Annotated in this window: 17 protein-coding genes; 7 read left to right on the top strand and 10 right to left on the bottom strand. The window is 70.6% G+C overall.

Annotated elements, in window-relative coordinates; all coding sequences use genetic code 11:
* Window positions 1-3: 3 nt before the first annotated feature.
* Genes qcrC through ACZ6O2_RS14270 form a run of 4 tightly spaced genes read left to right on the top strand, consistent with a single transcriptional unit; the run spans window position 4 to window position 3,703 of the window.
* Window positions 4-804: a cytochrome bc1 complex diheme cytochrome c subunit gene (gene qcrC / locus ACZ6O2_RS14285; protein WP_466023119.1), complete on the top strand. Its 801-nt coding sequence runs from the start codon at window positions 4-6 to the stop codon at window positions 802-804.
* On the top strand, window positions 801-1,664 hold the full coding sequence (locus ACZ6O2_RS14280; RefSeq protein WP_466023118.1) for a QcrA and Rieske domain-containing protein: 864 nt from the start codon (window positions 801-803) through the stop codon (window positions 1,662-1,664). The genes qcrC and ACZ6O2_RS14280 overlap by 4 nt, the downstream gene beginning before the upstream one ends.
* Window positions 1,661-3,415, top strand: coding sequence for a cytochrome bc1 complex cytochrome b subunit (qcrB, locus tag ACZ6O2_RS14275; protein ID WP_466023117.1), 1,755 nt, complete (start codon window positions 1,661-1,663; stop codon window positions 3,413-3,415). Before ACZ6O2_RS14280 ends, qcrB begins: the two co-directional genes overlap by 4 nt.
* Window positions 3,416-3,463: 48 nt before the next feature.
* Complete coding sequence (locus ACZ6O2_RS14270) at window positions 3,464-3,703, top strand: hypothetical protein (protein ID WP_466023116.1); 240 nt, start codon at window positions 3,464-3,466, stop codon at window positions 3,701-3,703.
* 195 nt (window positions 3,704-3,898) lie between these two features.
* Here ACZ6O2_RS14270 and ACZ6O2_RS14265 read toward each other — a convergent pair whose 3' ends face one another.
* From ACZ6O2_RS14265 to ACZ6O2_RS14245, 5 genes are all read right to left on the bottom strand, one after another.
* A complete protein-coding gene (locus tag ACZ6O2_RS14265; RefSeq protein ID WP_466023115.1) occupies window positions 3,899-4,195 on the bottom strand; it encodes a GYD domain-containing protein in 297 nt (98 codons plus the stop codon).
* Between the two features lie 293 nt (window positions 4,196-4,488).
* On the bottom strand, window positions 4,489-5,547 hold the full coding sequence (locus tag ACZ6O2_RS14260) for an FUSC family protein (protein ID WP_466023114.1): 1,059 nt from the start codon (window positions 5,545-5,547) through the stop codon (window positions 4,489-4,491).
* Between the two features lie 776 nt (window positions 5,548-6,323).
* Entirely contained in the window at window positions 6,324-7,193 is an 870-nt protein-coding gene (locus tag ACZ6O2_RS14255; protein WP_466023113.1) for a PhzF family phenazine biosynthesis protein, read from the bottom strand.
* Between the two features lie 608 nt (window positions 7,194-7,801).
* A complete protein-coding gene (locus tag ACZ6O2_RS14250) occupies window positions 7,802-8,371 on the bottom strand; it encodes a dihydrofolate reductase family protein (protein WP_466023112.1) in 570 nt (189 codons plus the stop codon).
* 553 nt (window positions 8,372-8,924) lie between these two features.
* The gene (locus ACZ6O2_RS14245) at window positions 8,925-9,293 is read right to left on the bottom strand and encodes a winged helix-turn-helix transcriptional regulator (RefSeq protein ID WP_466023111.1); all 369 of its coding nucleotides are present in this window, start codon (window positions 9,291-9,293) and stop codon (window positions 8,925-8,927) included.
* Window positions 9,294-9,367: 74 nt separating this feature from the next.
* Between ACZ6O2_RS14245 and ACZ6O2_RS14240 the strand changes: the two genes are divergently transcribed.
* Window positions 9,368-9,778, top strand: coding sequence for a RidA family protein (locus ACZ6O2_RS14240; RefSeq protein WP_466023110.1), 411 nt, complete (start codon window positions 9,368-9,370; stop codon window positions 9,776-9,778).
* 107 nt (window positions 9,779-9,885) lie between these two features.
* Complete coding sequence (locus tag ACZ6O2_RS14235; protein ID WP_466023109.1) at window positions 9,886-10,293, top strand: YdeI/OmpD-associated family protein; 408 nt, start codon at window positions 9,886-9,888, stop codon at window positions 10,291-10,293.
* Window positions 10,294-10,351: 58 nt separating this feature from the next.
* Here ACZ6O2_RS14235 and ACZ6O2_RS14230 read toward each other — a convergent pair whose 3' ends face one another.
* The 4 genes from ACZ6O2_RS14230 to ACZ6O2_RS14215 form a co-directional block, all read right to left on the bottom strand.
* Entirely contained in the window at window positions 10,352-11,410 is a 1,059-nt protein-coding gene (locus ACZ6O2_RS14230; RefSeq protein ID WP_466023108.1) for an IS110 family RNA-guided transposase, read from the bottom strand.
* A 250-nt stretch (window positions 11,411-11,660) separates the two neighbouring features.
* Complete coding sequence (locus ACZ6O2_RS14225) at window positions 11,661-12,701, bottom strand: NAD(P)-dependent alcohol dehydrogenase (RefSeq protein ID WP_466023107.1); 1,041 nt, start codon at window positions 12,699-12,701, stop codon at window positions 11,661-11,663.
* A 304-nt stretch (window positions 12,702-13,005) separates the two neighbouring features.
* The gene (locus ACZ6O2_RS14220) at window positions 13,006-14,139 is read right to left on the bottom strand and encodes a PQQ-dependent sugar dehydrogenase (RefSeq protein WP_466023106.1); all 1,134 of its coding nucleotides are present in this window, start codon (window positions 14,137-14,139) and stop codon (window positions 13,006-13,008) included.
* Between the two features lie 293 nt (window positions 14,140-14,432).
* The gene (locus ACZ6O2_RS14215) at window positions 14,433-15,323 is read right to left on the bottom strand and encodes a helix-turn-helix transcriptional regulator (RefSeq protein WP_466023105.1); all 891 of its coding nucleotides are present in this window, start codon (window positions 15,321-15,323) and stop codon (window positions 14,433-14,435) included.
* A 266-nt stretch (window positions 15,324-15,589) separates the two neighbouring features.
* Here ACZ6O2_RS14215 and ACZ6O2_RS14210 point away from each other — a divergent pair, with 266 nt between their 5' ends.
* Window positions 15,590-16,597 carry a zinc-dependent alcohol dehydrogenase family protein gene (locus tag ACZ6O2_RS14210; protein WP_466023104.1) on the top strand — a complete coding sequence of 336 codons (1,008 nt, stop codon included), beginning with the start codon at window positions 15,590-15,592 and terminating at the stop codon, window positions 16,595-16,597.
* Here the strand turns inward: ACZ6O2_RS14210 and ACZ6O2_RS14205 are convergent.
* Window positions 16,587-16,712 carry a hypothetical protein gene (locus tag ACZ6O2_RS14205; protein WP_350704438.1) on the bottom strand — a complete coding sequence of 42 codons (126 nt, stop codon included), beginning with the start codon at window positions 16,710-16,712 and terminating at the stop codon, window positions 16,587-16,589. The genes ACZ6O2_RS14210 and ACZ6O2_RS14205 overlap by 11 nt on opposite strands.
* Window positions 16,713-16,775: the final 63 nt, after the last annotated feature.

Here is a 16,775-nt window from a genome sequence, read left to right as displayed (position 1 = left end):
GCCGTGGACCAACCAGCAACGATCACCGCCGGACGGGGCCGCAGGACGCGGCTGCACCCCCGGCGGGCCCTCGCCGTCGGTGCGGTGCTGGCGCTCGCCGCCGGACCCGGCGTCGCGGCGCAGCCCGACCCCCTACCGGCCACGTCGGCACCGGCCACGTCGGCACCGGCGGACCGCGGCGCCGAGCTCTACCGGCAGCGCTGCGCCAGCTGCCACGGCCCCCAGGGCCAGGGCGCCCAGCGGGGGCCCTCCCTGATCGGTGTCGGGCCCGCCTCGGTCGACTTCCAGGTCTCCACCGGCAGGATGCCGCTCTCGGTCGAGCGGCAGCAGCCCCGACGTGCCGAGCCGGTGTTCTCGGCCGGCGAGATCGCCGCGCTGGTCGGCCACGTCGGCACCTTCGGCGGCGGCCCGCAGATCCCGCAGGTCGTACCCGGCAGCGTCACCAACGGCCGGGAGATCTTCGCCGCCACCTGCGCACCCTGCCACGGCGCGACCGGGGCGGGCGCGTACCTGACCGACGGATCGATCGCCCCACCCCTGTACGACGCGACCGCGGTGCAGGTGGCCGAGGCGGTGCGGGTCGGTCCCGGTCTGATGCCGGTCTTTCCCAGCCAGGTCCTCAGCGACCAGCAGGTCAACGACGTGGTCACCTACGTACGGAGGTTGCAGAGCGACCGACTGGACCGGGGCGGGAACCCGTTGGGCCGGTTGGGCCCGCTGGCTGAGGGACTCGTGGCGTGGATCGTCGTGCTGGGGCTGCTCGTCGCGGCAGCGCGCTGGCTGGGCGGGAGGGCTGGCGAGTGAGCGACAGCGGCGCACCGGTGCCCGACCGGGGTGTGACCCGCCGCATCGTCGCGGCCTTCCTGGTCAGCGCCGCCGGAGCGGTCGGCTTCGCGGTGACCTACGTCCTCGGCGGCCAGACGCAGTGGGAGGGCGTCTCGCTCGCGGTGGCCTTCGCCGGTCTGGCCGTGGGTCTCGCGGTCTGGGGGCGGCGGCTCGTGCCGTCCGGCGGCTACGTCGAGGAGCACGCCGGGTTCACCCCACCGCCGCGCACGCAGGCGCTGGCGGCGGCGGAGCTCACGGCCGAGGACAGCCCGCTGCGCCGCCGTGGCCCACTCGCCGCGCTCGGGCTGGCGCTGGCCGCCCTCGGCGTCACCGCGCTCTTCCCGCTGCGCTCCCTGCTGCCGTTCGACCGCGCCCGCCCGGTGACGGCACGGAAGGACACGCCCTGGGCGTTCGGTGTGCGGCTGGTGACCCGCGAGGGGCGACTGTTGCGCCCCGAGGACGTGCCGGCGGACACGATGGTCGCGGTCTTCCCGGAAGGCGACGTCGACGCCGGTGACGGGCCCGCCTTCGCGGTCCGCCTCGACCCGCGACGCTTCACCCGGCCACCGGCCGGCGGTCACCTCGACGGCTTGGTCGTCTACTCGCTGCTGTGCACGCACGCCGGCTGCCCGGTCCGCCTCTACCTGGCAGGTACCGGGCAACTGCTCTGCCCCTGCCACCAGTCCGCGTTCGACCTGCTCGCCGCGGCCCGTCCGGTGTCTGGGCCGGCCGCCCGGGCGCTGCCCGGGTTGCCGATCGAGGCCGGTCCGGACGGCCACCTGCGCGCCACCGGTGACTTCACCGCCCCACCGGGCGCCGGCTTCTGGGGCCGGCCGTGATCGTCGACCGGTTCGCCCGCGCCCTCGACGACCGGCTGCGGCTGTCTCCCGTCGCCCGCAAAGCCCTGGCCAAGGTGTTCCCCGACCACTGGTCGTTCATGCTGGGCGAGATCGCGCTCTACTCGTTCGTCGCACTGATCCTCACCGGCGTCTACCTGACCCTCTTCTTCGACCCCAGCGTCGCCGAACGCGTCTACCAGGGCAGCTACGCGCCGCTGGATGGCGTCCCCACCTCCGCCGCGTACGCCTCGACGGTGCGGTTGAGCTGGGACGTGTCTGCCGGGTTGCTGATCCGGCAGACACACCACTGGGCGGCGCTGGTCTTCGTCGCCGCGATCGTGGTGCACCTGATCCGGATCTTCTTCACCGGGGCGTACCGCAAGCCGCGCGAGATCAACTGGCTGATCGGCGTCACCATGCTGGCCCTGGCCCTCTTCAACGGCTTCACCGGCTACTCGTTGCCGGACGATCTGCTCTCCGGTATGGGCCTGCGGATCCTCGTCTCGGTGACGGAGTCCGTCCCGGTGGTCGGGCCGTGGCTGGCGTTCCTGGCTCTCGGCGGCGAATTTCCCTCCGACGAGATGATTCCCCGGATGTTCGTCAGCCACGTGCTGCTGGTCCCGGCCATCCTCGTCGCGCTGGTATCGATCCACCTGGCGATCATCGTGCGGCAGACGCACAGCCAGTTCCCGGGCCCGGGACGGACCGAACACAACGTCGTCGGCTCCCGGCTCTGGCCCAGCTACGCCCTGCGCTCGCTGGCCCTGTTCGCCTGGGTGCTCGCCGTGCTGTTCGCCCTCGGCGGGCTGGTGCAGATCAACCCGGTGTGGATCTACGGACCGTTCGAACCGGCCGAGGCCACGGCCCCCGCCCAACCCGACTGGTACGTCGCCTTCGGCGACGGGGCGCTGCGCCTCTTCCCGCCGTGGGAGATCCGAATCGCCGGGTACCTCGTGCCCGCCCCGTTCGTCCCCGGGGTGGTGCTGGGCGGGCTGACCTTCCTCGCCCTGTACGCCTGGCCGTTCGCCGAGCGGCTGCGCACGAAGGACCGCCGGCCGCACCAACTGCTCGACCGCCCCCGCGACCACCCCGCGCGCACCGGCGTCGGCGTCACCGCCATCACCTTCTACGGGGTGCTGACCGTCGCCGCGGGCGACGACCTCATCGCCCGGCTGCTGGATGTGCCGACCCATGACGTGCGCTCGCTGCTGCAGGTGCTGGTCCTGCTGCTGCCCGTGGCGGCCGGGCTGCTCGCGTACCTGGTGGCGCGGGCCCTGAAGGGCGGCGACGCCGCCGGGATCGGCGATCTCACCCGCGCCGACCTGCGGCGGGCCGTCGGTGGGCCCCGCCGTGGGGGCGAGGCGGGGCGGGCGTACCGGCCGCCCGCGCCTGCCGCGCAGGCGCCGCTGCCGGGCGAGCGGATCGAGGTGTGGTCCGAGGGCGACCTGTGGCGCTGGCGCTACCGCGACGACGCCCGGGACGTCACCATCCACGGAAACCTGTCGGGGGAGTCGGAGCAGGAGGTGGCCCGGGCGTCCCGGCTGGCGTACCCGGGGGTGGACCGCGTCGTCGTTCCCGGGCCCCCGCCGCCGGCTCCCGGCCTCCGGTCCGCGCTGCGCCGCTGGGGCGACGCCGCGCTCGGGGTGTCCCTGCTGGTGACGGCCCTGGCGCAGCGGCGGCGGGAGCGCAGACCGGACCGTCCCGGCCCGGACGGCGACCGGCCGGACGGGCGGTCGGGGCCGTCGGACTGACCGGTACGGCGATGACGGAACTGCGGGGACGGCACGGGACTTGTCTCGGTGGCGGTCAAGGCGGTTCTGCTCCACGTCACCGCGGTCGTCGGCCTGCGCACCACAATCCTGGCCACCCACGCCTCGGGGCTGTGTCGAAGTCTGTCACAGCCGCCCGTTGATGGCGGCGACGTGCCCGGCGGCTTCGAAGCACTGGAGACGGGCGGCCGGCCCGGGCGCGGCGGAAGCGCCGTCGACACCGGCGCGACCGGGCCGCTCACCGGCGGCCTTCGGCGGGTGGCGGCGTGAGCTACGCGACGTTGCTCTGCCTGGGCCTCCTCGGCGAGCTGGCCTCGACGGCGCTGGCCGGTGCGCGGCGTGCTTGCCGATGGTTGCCGCGGGCCGCTCCCGGCGTGATCCTCCTGCCACCGGTGTCTACCGCGCTCGACGCCGCCCTTGCGCTGCAGGTGTGGCGGCCCGTCGTATGGCAGTGTGTGGAAGGCCTTAGCCAGCGGCTTTGGCGATGATGCGCTCCATCTCATCTCGACCGAAGGCCCGCAGGGTCGTGGTACGGACGTTGCCCGCCCCGCCGAGCTGCAGGAGCGCTGCGGCGGCGGTTTCGTCGTCGGGCGCCTCGACGACGGCCACGACGTCGTACGGACCGACGGTCCAGTAAATGTTCAGGAGATTCGCCCCGAGATTCTGGGTCGCTGCGGCGAAAGCCTCGGCGCGCTTCGCGGTGTCCTTGTAGCCTCGGATCCCCTGATCGGTCCAGTTCAGCAACGCGACATACGTTGGCATCGGTCCTTCACCTCCATGAAGAGACCTCATCGTAAGGTTAATTCAGGGCATAACAGCCGGAATCCGCATCAAGTACGCACCAGAACGAGTGCCCTCGTCGTCCCGTGGGCGGATCCCCTCCGGCAACTCTCACCTCTCTGGCGCGCCCCGCTCAGCGGCCTCCCGTCGAGCAGCCGTACATCCAGCGATGGCGACCCGACAAGTCCGACCGATATCCACGCCGCTGCACGCCCACGAACCAACCCCACCGCTACGGCCGAAATGAATCAGCCACTACGCGGATCAGATGCTCTTCAGTCGCTCTCGCCGCGGCGCGCCGCGTCGCGGATCAGGCGAGCGGCGTCGTCGCTGGAGCAGCCGGTGGCGCGGAGCAGGTCGCCGGCGGCGACGCGTACCTGTGTCACGACGGCGTTGCCGTAGGTTCCCACCTCCTCGCGGCTGGCTTGTCCTGCTGTCTCAGCGGCCTGGACGGCCCGGTGCCTGGCGGCATCGAGGGAACGTCCACGGGGACAGTCCTGCTGCAGTTGCCGTATCGCGTCGGACAGGGTGTCGACGGCGTCGGGCAGTGCCGCGGGCAGCGGTTCCTGGTGGCGGATGAGGATCGCCGCTCGGCGGGCGAGGTCCCGGCTGTCGCCGATGATCCAGTACATGCAGGTGACAGCTCGGGCGTACCGCTCGAACTCCGTGCGTCGGTTCCACCGGGCCGGGGCGATGGTCACCACTTCCTGGGCGCCGCTGAGCGCCTCGCGGAGCCGCTGCACGTCCGGCTCCATCGCCTGCAGTCCGTCCAGTGCCTGTTGGGCCTGGTCGGCGTCGTGGGCGCGCAGCGCCTCGGCGATCCCGCGTAGGTAGCAGTTGAGGGTGTGCACGACGGGGGCGGCGGCCCGGTTGAGCACTCTGATCGGGTTGAGGGGCAGCAACAGCGCGACCACCACGAGGCCGACCAGGCTGCCGGCGACCGCGTCGACGATCCTGGGCACCTCGAGGTTCCGGTCGCTCGGGGACAACGTCGCGATCAGCACGGCCGTGCCGGCGACCTGGCTGACCAGCGTTCCGGCGCCTCCGGCGATGCCCAGCGCAAACCCGACGGCCAGGCAGACCACCACGCCGGTCTGCCACGGGCCGGTGCCGATAAGGAAGATCAGACCGTCGCCGATTGCGATCCCGAGCCCTACCCCGGCCAGCAGAACGGCGGTACGTCGGGCACGCTGGCCGACAGCGGCGACGATGGTGCCGACCGCTGCGCTGGGTGCGAAGACAGGACTCGGATTGCCGAGCAGGTCATGCGCCAACCACCATGCCAGCGCCGCGGCGAGACCGGATTGCACCGCGATCACCGCGATGATCTCCATCTGACGTCGCCGCAGCCGCCCCCCTCGCTCGCCGTGCCGCCATGCGCGGGCCGCGACCCGTCGCGCGCTGGCATCAAGCGAAGCAAGCGGCATGCGGTCACGCGCTTGTGGTCGGGAGTCCGCCATGGCCGAGCCTACCCGCGGAGCCGCTGTCGAATCGGCCCGTCTGGCCGACCTGGGTGCCCCTGGCCGTCGCCTCGCCCCACACCCGCACGAGGGGCGACCAGCGCTGCGTCGGGCGGTGAGAAGCCAGGGCCCACGGGAGCGGCCACAACGCTGGAGCGATGGGCCCTGAGGGATGCCACGGAAATGCCACACCCACTCGACGGCGTGGCATGCCGGCCCACCGTACGGCGAGGCATCGTACGGTGCGGGCGTGACGAAGTGCCGTGCCCGGCCGCAGGCCGCTGCTGACGCCGAGTACCGGCGGCGCGGAGCCAGCCGGCGAGCGGCGACCTACCTAAACGCCCGGCTCCACCGGAGCCATCGACACCCCCCCCATTTCCGGCAAGCCGTCGCACAAGCCGCGCTGTCTGGGTCATTGACGGCTATGCCGTCAGATCAAAGTTGCGCTGTCCCGCGACGGTGACGACCGTGACGAGCAGCCCGCGATTGACGGTGGAGCTCACGGCGCACTGTTAGGCAGCGTTGCGGTTGGGTGGTAGCCAACTCGGAGGGCGACAGACGAGGGGTAGCCCAACGATCAGGCGCCGGTCCGAGGCCTAGACGACCCGGACACCACTGGCTCGCGTCAGGGCGCCATCCAGGACAGAGCGTCAGGCCGCCGTGCCCTCGACTCCGCTTCGCACAACGGCCGTTCCGCCGACCCGGGTCAAGATGCCCTCAGGGGTGGTCGTCGCGGTGGCGAACACCAGGGACGGGCGCCCGGCCGAGTGTCCCTGTTCGACCTCGACGCTGCTCCGGCCATGTGTCACATGAAGATGCGCGGCGAGGCATCCGCTGCTGTTGGCATTGACGACATCCTCGCCGACTCCGATGGCGGGCGCGAACATGCGCGCCACCGCCCTGCCGTCGACCGGAGACATCGCGTAGGCAAAGCAGCCGAGATAACCGAGGCGGCGGCATTCAGCGGCGAGCCGGGGCAGATCCGGACGCAGGGAGCGCAGGATCGGCGCCGTCTTGACGGGCACGAGCAGTCGCGGCGTTCCCGGCGACGCGACGCTCGGGGTGTCGTCCGCGGCGATGGCGTCCGGCCCGACACCGAGGGCGCCGAGGACCCCGTCGAGGCCTGCGGGAACGCCGTTTTGAAGACCGATGAGGCCCTGGTCGAACCACACCTCGATGCCGTCGTCGCGCTCGACCGCCGTGGTGCCGAAGATGCGGCCACCGGTCCGCTGGTGCCCGTAATGCTCTGCTGAGCCGCGACGGCGCAGCAGGAACGCCTGGGCGGCCACGGTGCCGTGCCCGCAGTTGGTGAGCTCGCCATGCGTGGTGAAGAACCGGACAGTGTCCGTACCGGTGTCCACGAACGCCGCGTGTGAGGTACCTGCGTCGCGAACTGCCGCGCGGCGCGCGCCATCGCCGAGTGCCGGGTCGTCGATCAGCACGGCGGTGGGGCTGCCGCCTTGTCCCCCGAGCGTGCAGGCGTCGACGATCGTCACGTCGCGGCGGGAGAAGCCGGTCATGCCGGCACGTTGTCGCGACGCTGTCGCAGCGACCGAAAATCGAGCGGGCCGCTTCGCAGCTCGCAGACGGTGCGCAGGCTCCACCACCGTCCGAAGAGGTCGACGTGGCCACCAGGGGCCGCCCGGTGCTCGACCCGCGTACCGGTTTCCCGGCCCGGCTGCCCCATAGTCGATTCCGCCCGCCTTCTCCAGCGCCTCGGTTTCCGATACGGTACCGCCTCGCGGTCGTTCGCCCTTCTCCGCCGCTGACAAGCGCAGCGCCCGGCACCGGCCTCGGGTTCGGCTACCTGGTTTTGATGACCATGAGCGTTCACCGGGTGTGAGTTCGTTACTGAGAGGAATTGTCAAGACCTGTGGATTGAGTGTGGGCGGCCAGCTGCATCTGCCCGCCGGCGGCCAATTGAAACTGCCCGGACATGGTCATCTCGTCACGCAGCGTGCGGACGCTGAGTAGCTCGACACCCCGCCCGAACCGTCATCTACCGGCACTCGGGGATGCAGGCTGCGCCGTTCTGTCCGCACGTTTGGGACGGTCCGAACCCTCGCATCAGGCGCGAGAACCGTCGTTGCGTCGCGAGGCAGCGGCCAACGTGCCAGGACAAATCACGTCAAGCCGTTACTCGCGTGGGCCGGTATCGCAGGGCGACCGCCCCCGACCGGAACTCATGGCGATCCACGAGCTCGAGCTGGATGCGCTCGCGCAGACCGGCGAGCAACGTCGGCCCGTGTCCGGCAAGGACCGGCTGCACAAGGAACACGTACTCGTCGATCAGTCCCAGATCTGCCAACGCCAGGGGGAGCGTCACGCCACCCACGAACAGGCCCTCGCCTGGCTCCTGCTTGAGCCGCTGAACCGCATGCCCCAAGTCGCCTCGCACCAGCTCGGCATTCCAATCGACCCCGCTCAACTTGCTCGACACGACGTACTTCTTCGCCCGGTCGATGGTCTCGGCGAACGGGATCTCCCACTCACCCATCCAGTCAGGCCACATGCCCGTGGCCGGCTGCCGCCACGCCGACTCCATCATCTCGTAGGTCACCCGGCCGAATAGCAGGGCATCGGCTCGTTCCATCTCAGCGGTCCAGTAGCGCATCGACTCCTCGTCGGGGAGGAGCCCTGCCTCGTGATGGCAGCAGCCGTCGAGTGTGACGTTGATCGAGTATCGAAGTGGTCTCATCTCGTTGCTCTCCCTTGATGCGCGCAGCGCCTTTTCACCAGACCGTACTCAGACTACTGTCGGCGCCATTTCTCATCGGCGCCCGATCCCACCTCCTCAACACCGTCGTGGTGCGAACAGACCGCAGACCGAGCGCGCGACCGATTCAGCGATCTACTCAAGCCGCGGTCAGCCGGCGGCGGCTTAGCGCGGTGCTGTGAGAAGTGAAAGTTGGTCCCCGGCATTGCCCTGGAGACTGCCCACCTCGAACGGGGACACACTGCTCGCTGCCGAGACCGAACGGTTGCGCCGTAACGTCGAGGTGGCCACCGCCCGTCTGCGCAGGGGTGCCCGTGCCACCCGCCGAGGCGCGCCCCGTCTTGCCGGAGGTTTGGTGCGAGAGATCTGGAGCGCCGCCATCTGTTGCTGCGCGCGCACCCGGCCGAGTACCGCCGCCTCCCGTCGGGCCGGGGCCGATCACGACGGCATCACGACGAGGTCTCTCATCGTCGAAGCGCGCATTGAGCACCCGGCGGTCGGCCCACCCTGACTGGGAGCTTCGCCCGCCTAGATCTCAGCCGCCTGCAGTGCTCCCGTCGAATCTGTCGCGGGCGCGTTCGATCGCCGGCATGTGGTGCTCGGCCCATTCCAGGAGGACGTCGACCGGGTGGCGGAGGGTTTTGCCTAGCGGGGTGATCTGGTAGGTGATCGCGACCGGCCGCGTCGAGGTCACCTGTCGTTCGACGATGCCGTTGCGCTCGAGCCGCCGGAGCGTCGCGGTGAGCGACTTCTGAGTGACTTCGGGGATCGCCCGGCGAAGTTCGTTGAAGCGGCATGGGCGTTCGCACAGTTCGTTGAGGACGCTGAGGGACCACTTGTCGAGGACCTGGTCGAGGAGTTCTCGATGTGCGGTGGCGATGTGGATCTCATCGGCAGTATCCATGCTGAAACCTGGTCTCGTTGAAGTGTCCTTCTGATGCTAAGTATCTTACTGATACCACCCAGGAGGAGATCGACATGACTGTCCAGCACTTCACACCGCAAGGCATGCTGCAGCCCACCCCTTACCATCACGTGGCCGTGGGCGCCGGCACCCGGCACGTGCACGTCAGCGGGCAGGTCGCCCGCCAGGAAGACGGCACTCCCGTCGCTCCCGGTGATCTGGCCGGGCAGGTCGCGCAGGCGCTGCGGAACACCGCCACCGGCCTTGCGGGTGCCGGTGCGACGTTCGCCGACGTGCTGCGGCTGACGTTCTACGTCACGCAGTGGCGTCCGGACAAGATTGGCGACTTCATGGCCGGCGTGGAGGCCGTCGCGGGGGAGATCGGTCTCGAACTCCCGATGCCCCCGGCGTCGCTCATCGGCGTCGACGCCCTGTTCGAGGAGGACGTCCTCGTGGAGGTGGAGGCCACCGCGCTCGTCGACTGACGCCGCAGACGGTCGCCGGGTTCCGGCCGCCACGCAAGCGGCCGGCGAGAGGGAACGTCACTTGCCGGCCGCTTGCCGCATGTCAGGCCGCGTGATGCTCTGCCGCGATGTCGAGCACCAACGTGCGAGACGTTCCTCCAGCGATTCACTCCGCGCCGTCCGCGCTCGATCTGGTCACGGCGCAACGTCGAGACCGTCGCCCGGCTCGGCGCGGAAGGACGCCTGAGAGCTCGCGGCGTCGCCGAGTCGACGCCGCGAAAGCGGACGGGCGATGGAACCGTGCGTACGCGGGCCAGGCGACCGCGGAGGTCCCGATCGACCTCGCCGACGCCCTCCGCGCGCAACCGACCGCCGAAGCGGCGTTCGCGAGGCTCACCCGCGCCGCCCGGTACGCTGCCCTCCATCCCATCCTCGCGGCCCGAACCCGGACACGCGAGCGCGCCGGGTCGCGAGACTGGTCTCGCGGCTCCGACAGGAATAGGTGGGAAGCACGAGACACCGCAGGACCGAGTTGACTGGCGGGCTGTTGCTCAGCGTTGTCCTCGGAGCCGGTCAGGGAACCTCGGGACGCTCCTATGCCGCGTCAAGTGGCTGGGGTGGGTTTTCGAGGCGTCGGTAGAGGTCTCGGGCGACGTAACGTTTGAGGCAGCGTTTGATCTCCCGGTCGGTTTTGCCTTGGGCGCGGCGGCGGTCGGCGTAGGCGCGGGTGCGTTCGTCGTGTTGGAGGCGGGTCAGGACGATGGTGTGCAGGGCGCGGTTGAGTTGGCGGTCTCCTGAGCGGTTGAGGCGGTAGCGGACGGTCTTGCCGGAGGACGCGGGGATGGGGGCGGCGCCGGCGAGCATGGCGAACGCGGCGTCGTTGCGGCAGCGGCCGGGGTGTGACCAGGCGGTGAGCACGGTGGCCGCGACGATCGGTCCGACGCCGGTGAGGTCGAGCAGGTCCGGTCGCCAGGAGCGCACGATCGTTCGGATCGCCTTCTCGTGTTCGGTGGCTTCGGCTTCGAGGAAGCGGACGCGGCGGGCGAGGTCGCGCAGCACGCTCAGGCAGGTGAACACCTCGACGTCGGCGTTGGTGGTGGGGCGCAGTCGGGTGGCGGTGGTGAGCATGGCCCGGGTGTTCTGGCCGCGGAATCGGGCCCGCACCGCCTCGGGGGCGGTGATCACCAGGGCGTGCAGCTGCCGCTGAGCGGTGGCGCTGGCCTCCACGGCGGCCCGACGGGCGGTCAGCCGTGCCTGCAGTGCGGCCCTGTCGGGGCCGGTCTTGGGTTGCGCCAGGCGGGTGCGGGCCAGGGCGTCGCGGGCGGCGCGTTCGGCGTCGATCGGGTCGGACTTCGCCCCGCCGCGGCGGGCGGGACGCTGCGGACGGTCCAACTCGACGACCAGCTCACCACTATCGGCCAGGTGCCGGGCCAGGCCCGCGCCGTAGCCGCCGGAGCCCTCCAGCGCCCACGCCCGCAGCCCCGAGTGCCGGTCGGCCAGGGCCATCAACTCGGCGTAGCCGTCCGGGTCGGTGCGCACCGTGGCCCTGCCCAGGACCCCACCGGTGCGGGCGTCGAGCACCGCGGCGGTGTGCGTGTCTTTGTGCGTGTCGACGCCGATGACGACCTCGACCAGATCTGCCAGCATGGACATGCGTTCTCTCCTCACCGTGGGGACGCAAGGGTCCGGTCCGGTGCGGAGATGGCAGGACTGTGATGAGACACGCCAGCCGCTAACTGGCGGTCAAGCTCCTGATCAGGCCAAACGTCTCCCGCCGGGCCGGCGCCGGCAGCAGCAGACGGACAAGTCCGCGCAAAGGCACGAAGCCAGTCAGACGAAGAGTCACGCCCACTGCTGCCGACATCAGCCCATCACCTGCGGACCGACCAGGCCAGCCTCACAGTCAGCCGAGGGTGGCGGTGTCGATGACGAACCGGTAGCGGACGTCGGAGGCGAGGACGCGTTCGTAGGCGTCGTTGATCTTGTCGGCGGAGATGAGTTCGACGTCGGCGCCGATGCGGTGTTCGGCGCAGAAGTCGAGCATCTCCTGGGTCTCGCGGATGCCGCCGATCATCGAGCCGGCGTAGGAGCGTCGAGCGCCGATGAGGGAGAAGACGTTGAGGGTCAGCGGCTCGGCGGGGGCGCCGACGTTGACGAGGGTGCCGTCGACGGCGAGCAGGTTCAGGTAGGCGTCGACGTCGATGGGGGCGCTGACCGTGTTGATGATCAGATCGAACCGGCCGGCGAGCTGCTGGAAGGTGTCCGGGTCGCTCGTGGCGTGGTAGTGGTCGGCGCCCAAGCGGAGTCCGTCCTCCTGCTTCTTCAGCGACTGGGACAGCACGGTCACCTCGGCACCCAGGGCGTGGGCGATCTTGACTGCCAGGTGCCCCAGCCCGCCGAGGCCGACGATGGCGACCTTCTTGCCCGGGCCGGCGCCCCAACGGCGCAGCGGCGAGTAGGTGGTGATGCCCGCACACAGCAGCGGCGCGGCGGCCGCGAAGTCGATTCCCTCGGGCACCGACAGGACAAAATCGGCATCGACCACGACGTGGGTGGCGTAGCCGCCCTGGGTGACGGTGCCGTCCCGGTCGACTCCGCCGTAGGTGGGCACCATGCCGTTGACGCAGTACTGCTCGTCGCCGGTGCGGCAGTTCACGCAGTCCCGGCAGGCGTTCACCATGCAGCCGACCCCGACCCGGTCCCCGACCTGGTGCCGGGTGACCTCGGGGCCCACCTCGGTGACGACGCCGACGATCTCGTGGCCGGGCACCAGCGGGTAGGGCTGGGGTCCCCAGTCACCGCGAACGGTGTGGATGTCGGAGTGGCAGATGCCCGCGTACGTGATCTCGATGAGCACGTCGTTGGGACCGACGTCACGCCGCTCGATGATCGTGGGGGCCAGCGGCTCGGACGGGCTGGGTGCTGCGTAGGCGTGAACACGCATGATGGTTGCTCCTGTTCTTCGTGACGAGGCTTGGTCGCGGCGCGGCCGGTTGCGCTTACGGGCACCCGCCCGAGCAGGGCGTCGGGGTGCCGCCGTCGCGCGGGATGGCGCTGGTGCCGCATTATGTGGGCTCAGGCGGCGGCCCGCTGCTCGGCGCGTTCTCGCCATCCAGGAAACCTCGTCTGTGACCTGCTGGGGAGTCTCTGATGGAAGGTGTACTGGCAGGGCACCCCACGGCGAGCCGCAGAGGTGCGTCGGAACGTGGACAATCGCATCGAGGTCCGCGAGGTTCCACGCCTCGTGGCTATCGGGCGGGGAAGCGCAGGATTCGATCGTCACCGTCGCGTACGTCACCGCGGCCGTCGGTGTTGGAGGTGGTCAGCCACAACGCTCCGTCGGGTGCGACCTGCGCGGTCCGCAGGCGGCCGTAGCGTTGCTCCAGTCGCGCCGACGGCTCGCCGGCGGTGCCGCCGTCGAGGGGGATGGTCCACAGCCGTTCGCCTCGCAGCGCCGCCACGTATGCGACATCGGCGGCGATGGCCATGCCCGACGGCGAGGCCTCGCGGACGGTCCAGGTGACGAGTGGGTTGGTGTACCGCCCACCGTCCGTGTCACCGGTTCCTTCGACCCGGGGCCAGCCGTAGTTGCGTCCCGGCTCGATGCGGTCGACCTCGTCCAGTTCGTTCTGCCCGAACTCGGTGGCGAAGAGCCGTCCAGCCGAGTCCCAGGCCAGGCCCTGCACGTTGCGGTGTCCGAGGCTGTAGACGGGGGAACCCGCGCTCGGATTTCCGGGGGTGGGCGCCCCGTCGGGGGTCAGCCGCAGGATCTTGCCGTTGGGGCTCGCCGGGTCCTGCGACCGCAGCGTGTCACCGGCGTCCCCGGTGCCGACGTAGAGCATGCCGTCCGGGCCGAACGCGATCCGCCCGCCGTTGTGGTAACTGGCCCTGGCGATGCCGTCGAAGATCACTTCGGGGCGTCCGCCGTCGAGCCGGAACCGGATGATCCGATTGTCCTGCTCCGCCGTGAAGTAGGCGTAGATCCGGTTGTCGTCGGCAAACGTCGGTGACACCGCGAGGCCGAGCAGTCCGCCCTCACCGCCCGCCGCCACACCCGGCACCTCGTACATCTGCCGGGGGTTTCCACCGCCCAAGCTCAACCGCAGCACCCGGCCCGTGTTCCGCTCCGTGACCACGGCGTCGCCGTCGGGCAGGAACGCCAGGCCCCACGGAACGTCGATGCCCCGCGCCATCTCCTCGCCGCCGTCGAGATCGGGACGTCCTGACGGCGTGCTGGTGGCGGCGCTGGTGGCCACCCCCTGCGGCGTTCGACCGGACTGGTCCCCGCCACGAGGGCCGCTGCCGCAGCCGGCGAGCACGCCCACGATGAGCAGCGCGGCGCACGCCGCACGCCACCGTCTGCCTGTCGTGACGATTGCCATCTGATTCCTCCGAGACTGCTGGGGAGCGTGTTCCGTTGGCCGCTGACGGTCCGCGTGAGCCAGGCAATCACGAGCGCTTGAAAGCCCCGAGAAAGCCCACTGAGCGGACGGCGGGACGGGGGTGTGGTGATGTTCGGCCGGGTCAGGTCGATCAGGTGGGGCGCCCCCTCGACCGAAAGATGCGCCTCTTCCGCGTTCGCGGCGGGTCCGGTGCTCGGATGCCACGTCCGCTCATCCGACCGTGGGGTGCCCGGTCATCACGGCCGTGGGGGGCGGTCAGGTCGGCCGCTGCGTCACTCCGTGAAAGCGGCCTGTGCGTCGGCGTCCGCTTCCTGGGAGGCGGCCCAGGAGGCGAGCAGGCGTAGCGCGTCCTCGGATGGGGAGCCGGGCTCGGCGGTGTAGATCGTGAGGGTGAGGCCGGGCTCCGCGGCCATCTCCAGCCCTTCGTAGGCGAGGGTCAGGTCGCCGACGATGTGGTGGCGGAACGTTTTGGCGCCGGTGCCGTGGTGCCTCACGTTGTGGGCTCCCCAGCGTTCGCGGAACTCGCCGCTGCGGGTGGAGAGCTCACCCACGAGGTCGTGGAGGTCCTTGTCGTGGGGGTCGCGGCCCGCTTCCGTACGGAGGATGGCGACGCAGACGTCGGCGGCGAGGTCCCATTCCGGGTAGAAGCGGTGCGCCTTCTCGTCCAGGAAGGTGAACCGCGCGATGTTGGCGGGGCGCTGCGGATCGGCGTACACGTCGGCGTAGAACGCGCGGGCGAGCCGGTTCGCGGCGAGCAGGTCCATGCGGCCGTTGCGCACGAACGCGGGGCCTTGGGTCACCGCGTCGAGGGTCCATTGCAGGCTGGGACGCACCGACCACTGCCGCGCGGTGCGGCGCCGGGGCCGCATGAGGGCGCCGCTGCCCTCCGCGGCTCGGGCGAGGTCGAACAGGTGCGCCCGCTCTGCGTCGTCGAGTTGGAGCGCCCGTGCGATGGCGTTCAGCACACCAGGCGACACTCCGGCGATGGTGCCTCGTTCGAGTTTCGAGTAGTACTCGATGCTCACGCCGGCGAGCGACGCGACTTCGCTGCGGCGTAGTCCCGGGACCCGCCGCTTGGTGCCGGCGGGCAGGCCGACCTGCTCCGGGCTGATCTTGGCGCGCCGCGAGACGAGGAACTCGCGGACCTCCGTGCGGTTGTCCACGTCTCGACCGTACGTGTCACGGTTGGCCAATGGGGTGCCCTGTCAGTACACCTTCCAGGAGAAGCTCCCTGAGCGGGCGCTGCCGGGCTTCGCTGGATGGCGAGGAGCGCGCCGCCGCGCCCGGTGGGAGCGACTGTCGTGGTCCCCAGGCGGGTAGCACGCCCGGATGGCGGCATCATCACGGCCTACTCGGGTAGGCGGGGGAGCGTAACAGACCGGATCGCGTCCGGTCCTTCGGAAAGGAAGAACCTGTGCGTGGTGTGGTCATGCATGCCCCTGGCGACGTCCGCGTGGAAACGCGGGAGGATCCCCGGATCCTGCTTCCGACCGACGCGATCATTCGCCTGTCCGCGACCTGTATCTGCGGTTCGGACCTGTGGCCGTATCGGGGCGTCGAAGCGGTCAGGGGGCCGTCCCCGATGGGCCACGAGTACGTCGGCGTCGTCCAGGAGGTCGGCAGCGAGGTCGAGAACATCAGGCCGGGCCAGTTCGTCATCGGCTCGTTCTTCGCCTCCGACAACACCTGCCTGATCTGCCGGGCTGGCTACCAGACCTCGTGCATCCAGCGGGAACCGGTGGGCGGACTCGGCGCCCAGGCCCAGTACCTGCGTGTCCCTCTGGCCGACGGCACCCTGGTCGCCGCACCCGACACTCCCTCGGACGACCTGATCCCGGATCTGCTCGCTGCCTCCGACGTGCTCGGCACGGGCTGGTTCGGCGCCGTGGCCGCCGAGGTCGGCCCGGGCAAGACCGTCGCGGTGGTCGGTGACGGTGCGGTCGGTCTTCTCGCCGTTCTGGCGGCGAAGCAGCTCGGCGCGGAACGCATCATCGCGATGAGCAGGTACGAGCCCCGTCAGGAACTGGCGATCCACTACGGTGCCACCGACATCGTCACCGAGCGCGGCGATGACGGTGTCGCACGCATCAAGGACCTCACCGACGGCGTCGGGGCGCACTCGGTGATCGAGGCGGTCGGCACCCAGGAGTCGATGATGACGTCCATCCGCTCGACCCGTCCCGGCGGCCACGTCGGCTACGTCGGGGTGGCCCACGATGTCCAACTGCCCGGCGAGGAGCTGTTCTTCTCGCACGTACACCTGCACGGCGGTCCGGCACCGGTGCGCCGTTTCCTGCCAGACCTGATCGACCTGATCTGGAACCGGCAGATCGACCCTGGCAAGGTCTTCGACCTCAGTCTTCCCCTTGAGCAGGCCGCCGAGGGCTACAAGGCCATGGACGAGCGACGGGCCGTCAAGGTCCTCCTCAATCCCTGACGAACCGCGCCACCTTGAGCGGGCAGCCGCCATGGCAGCGCACGCCGCGCCGCAGCACCGTCGTCAATCCGGCCACCGGGTCACGCAGCTCAACCACGTGACCGACGACGAGCACCGACGGCAGCCCGCGTGACCACCTGCCGTCGGCCGCGTCGTCACTCTGCCAGGGAGGGCGCGG

This window comes from Micromonospora sp. NPDC048040 (assembly GCF_055587185.1).
The sequence above is the reverse complement of the archived record's forward strand: the minus strand, read 5'-3'. Positions and strand labels throughout refer to the sequence as shown.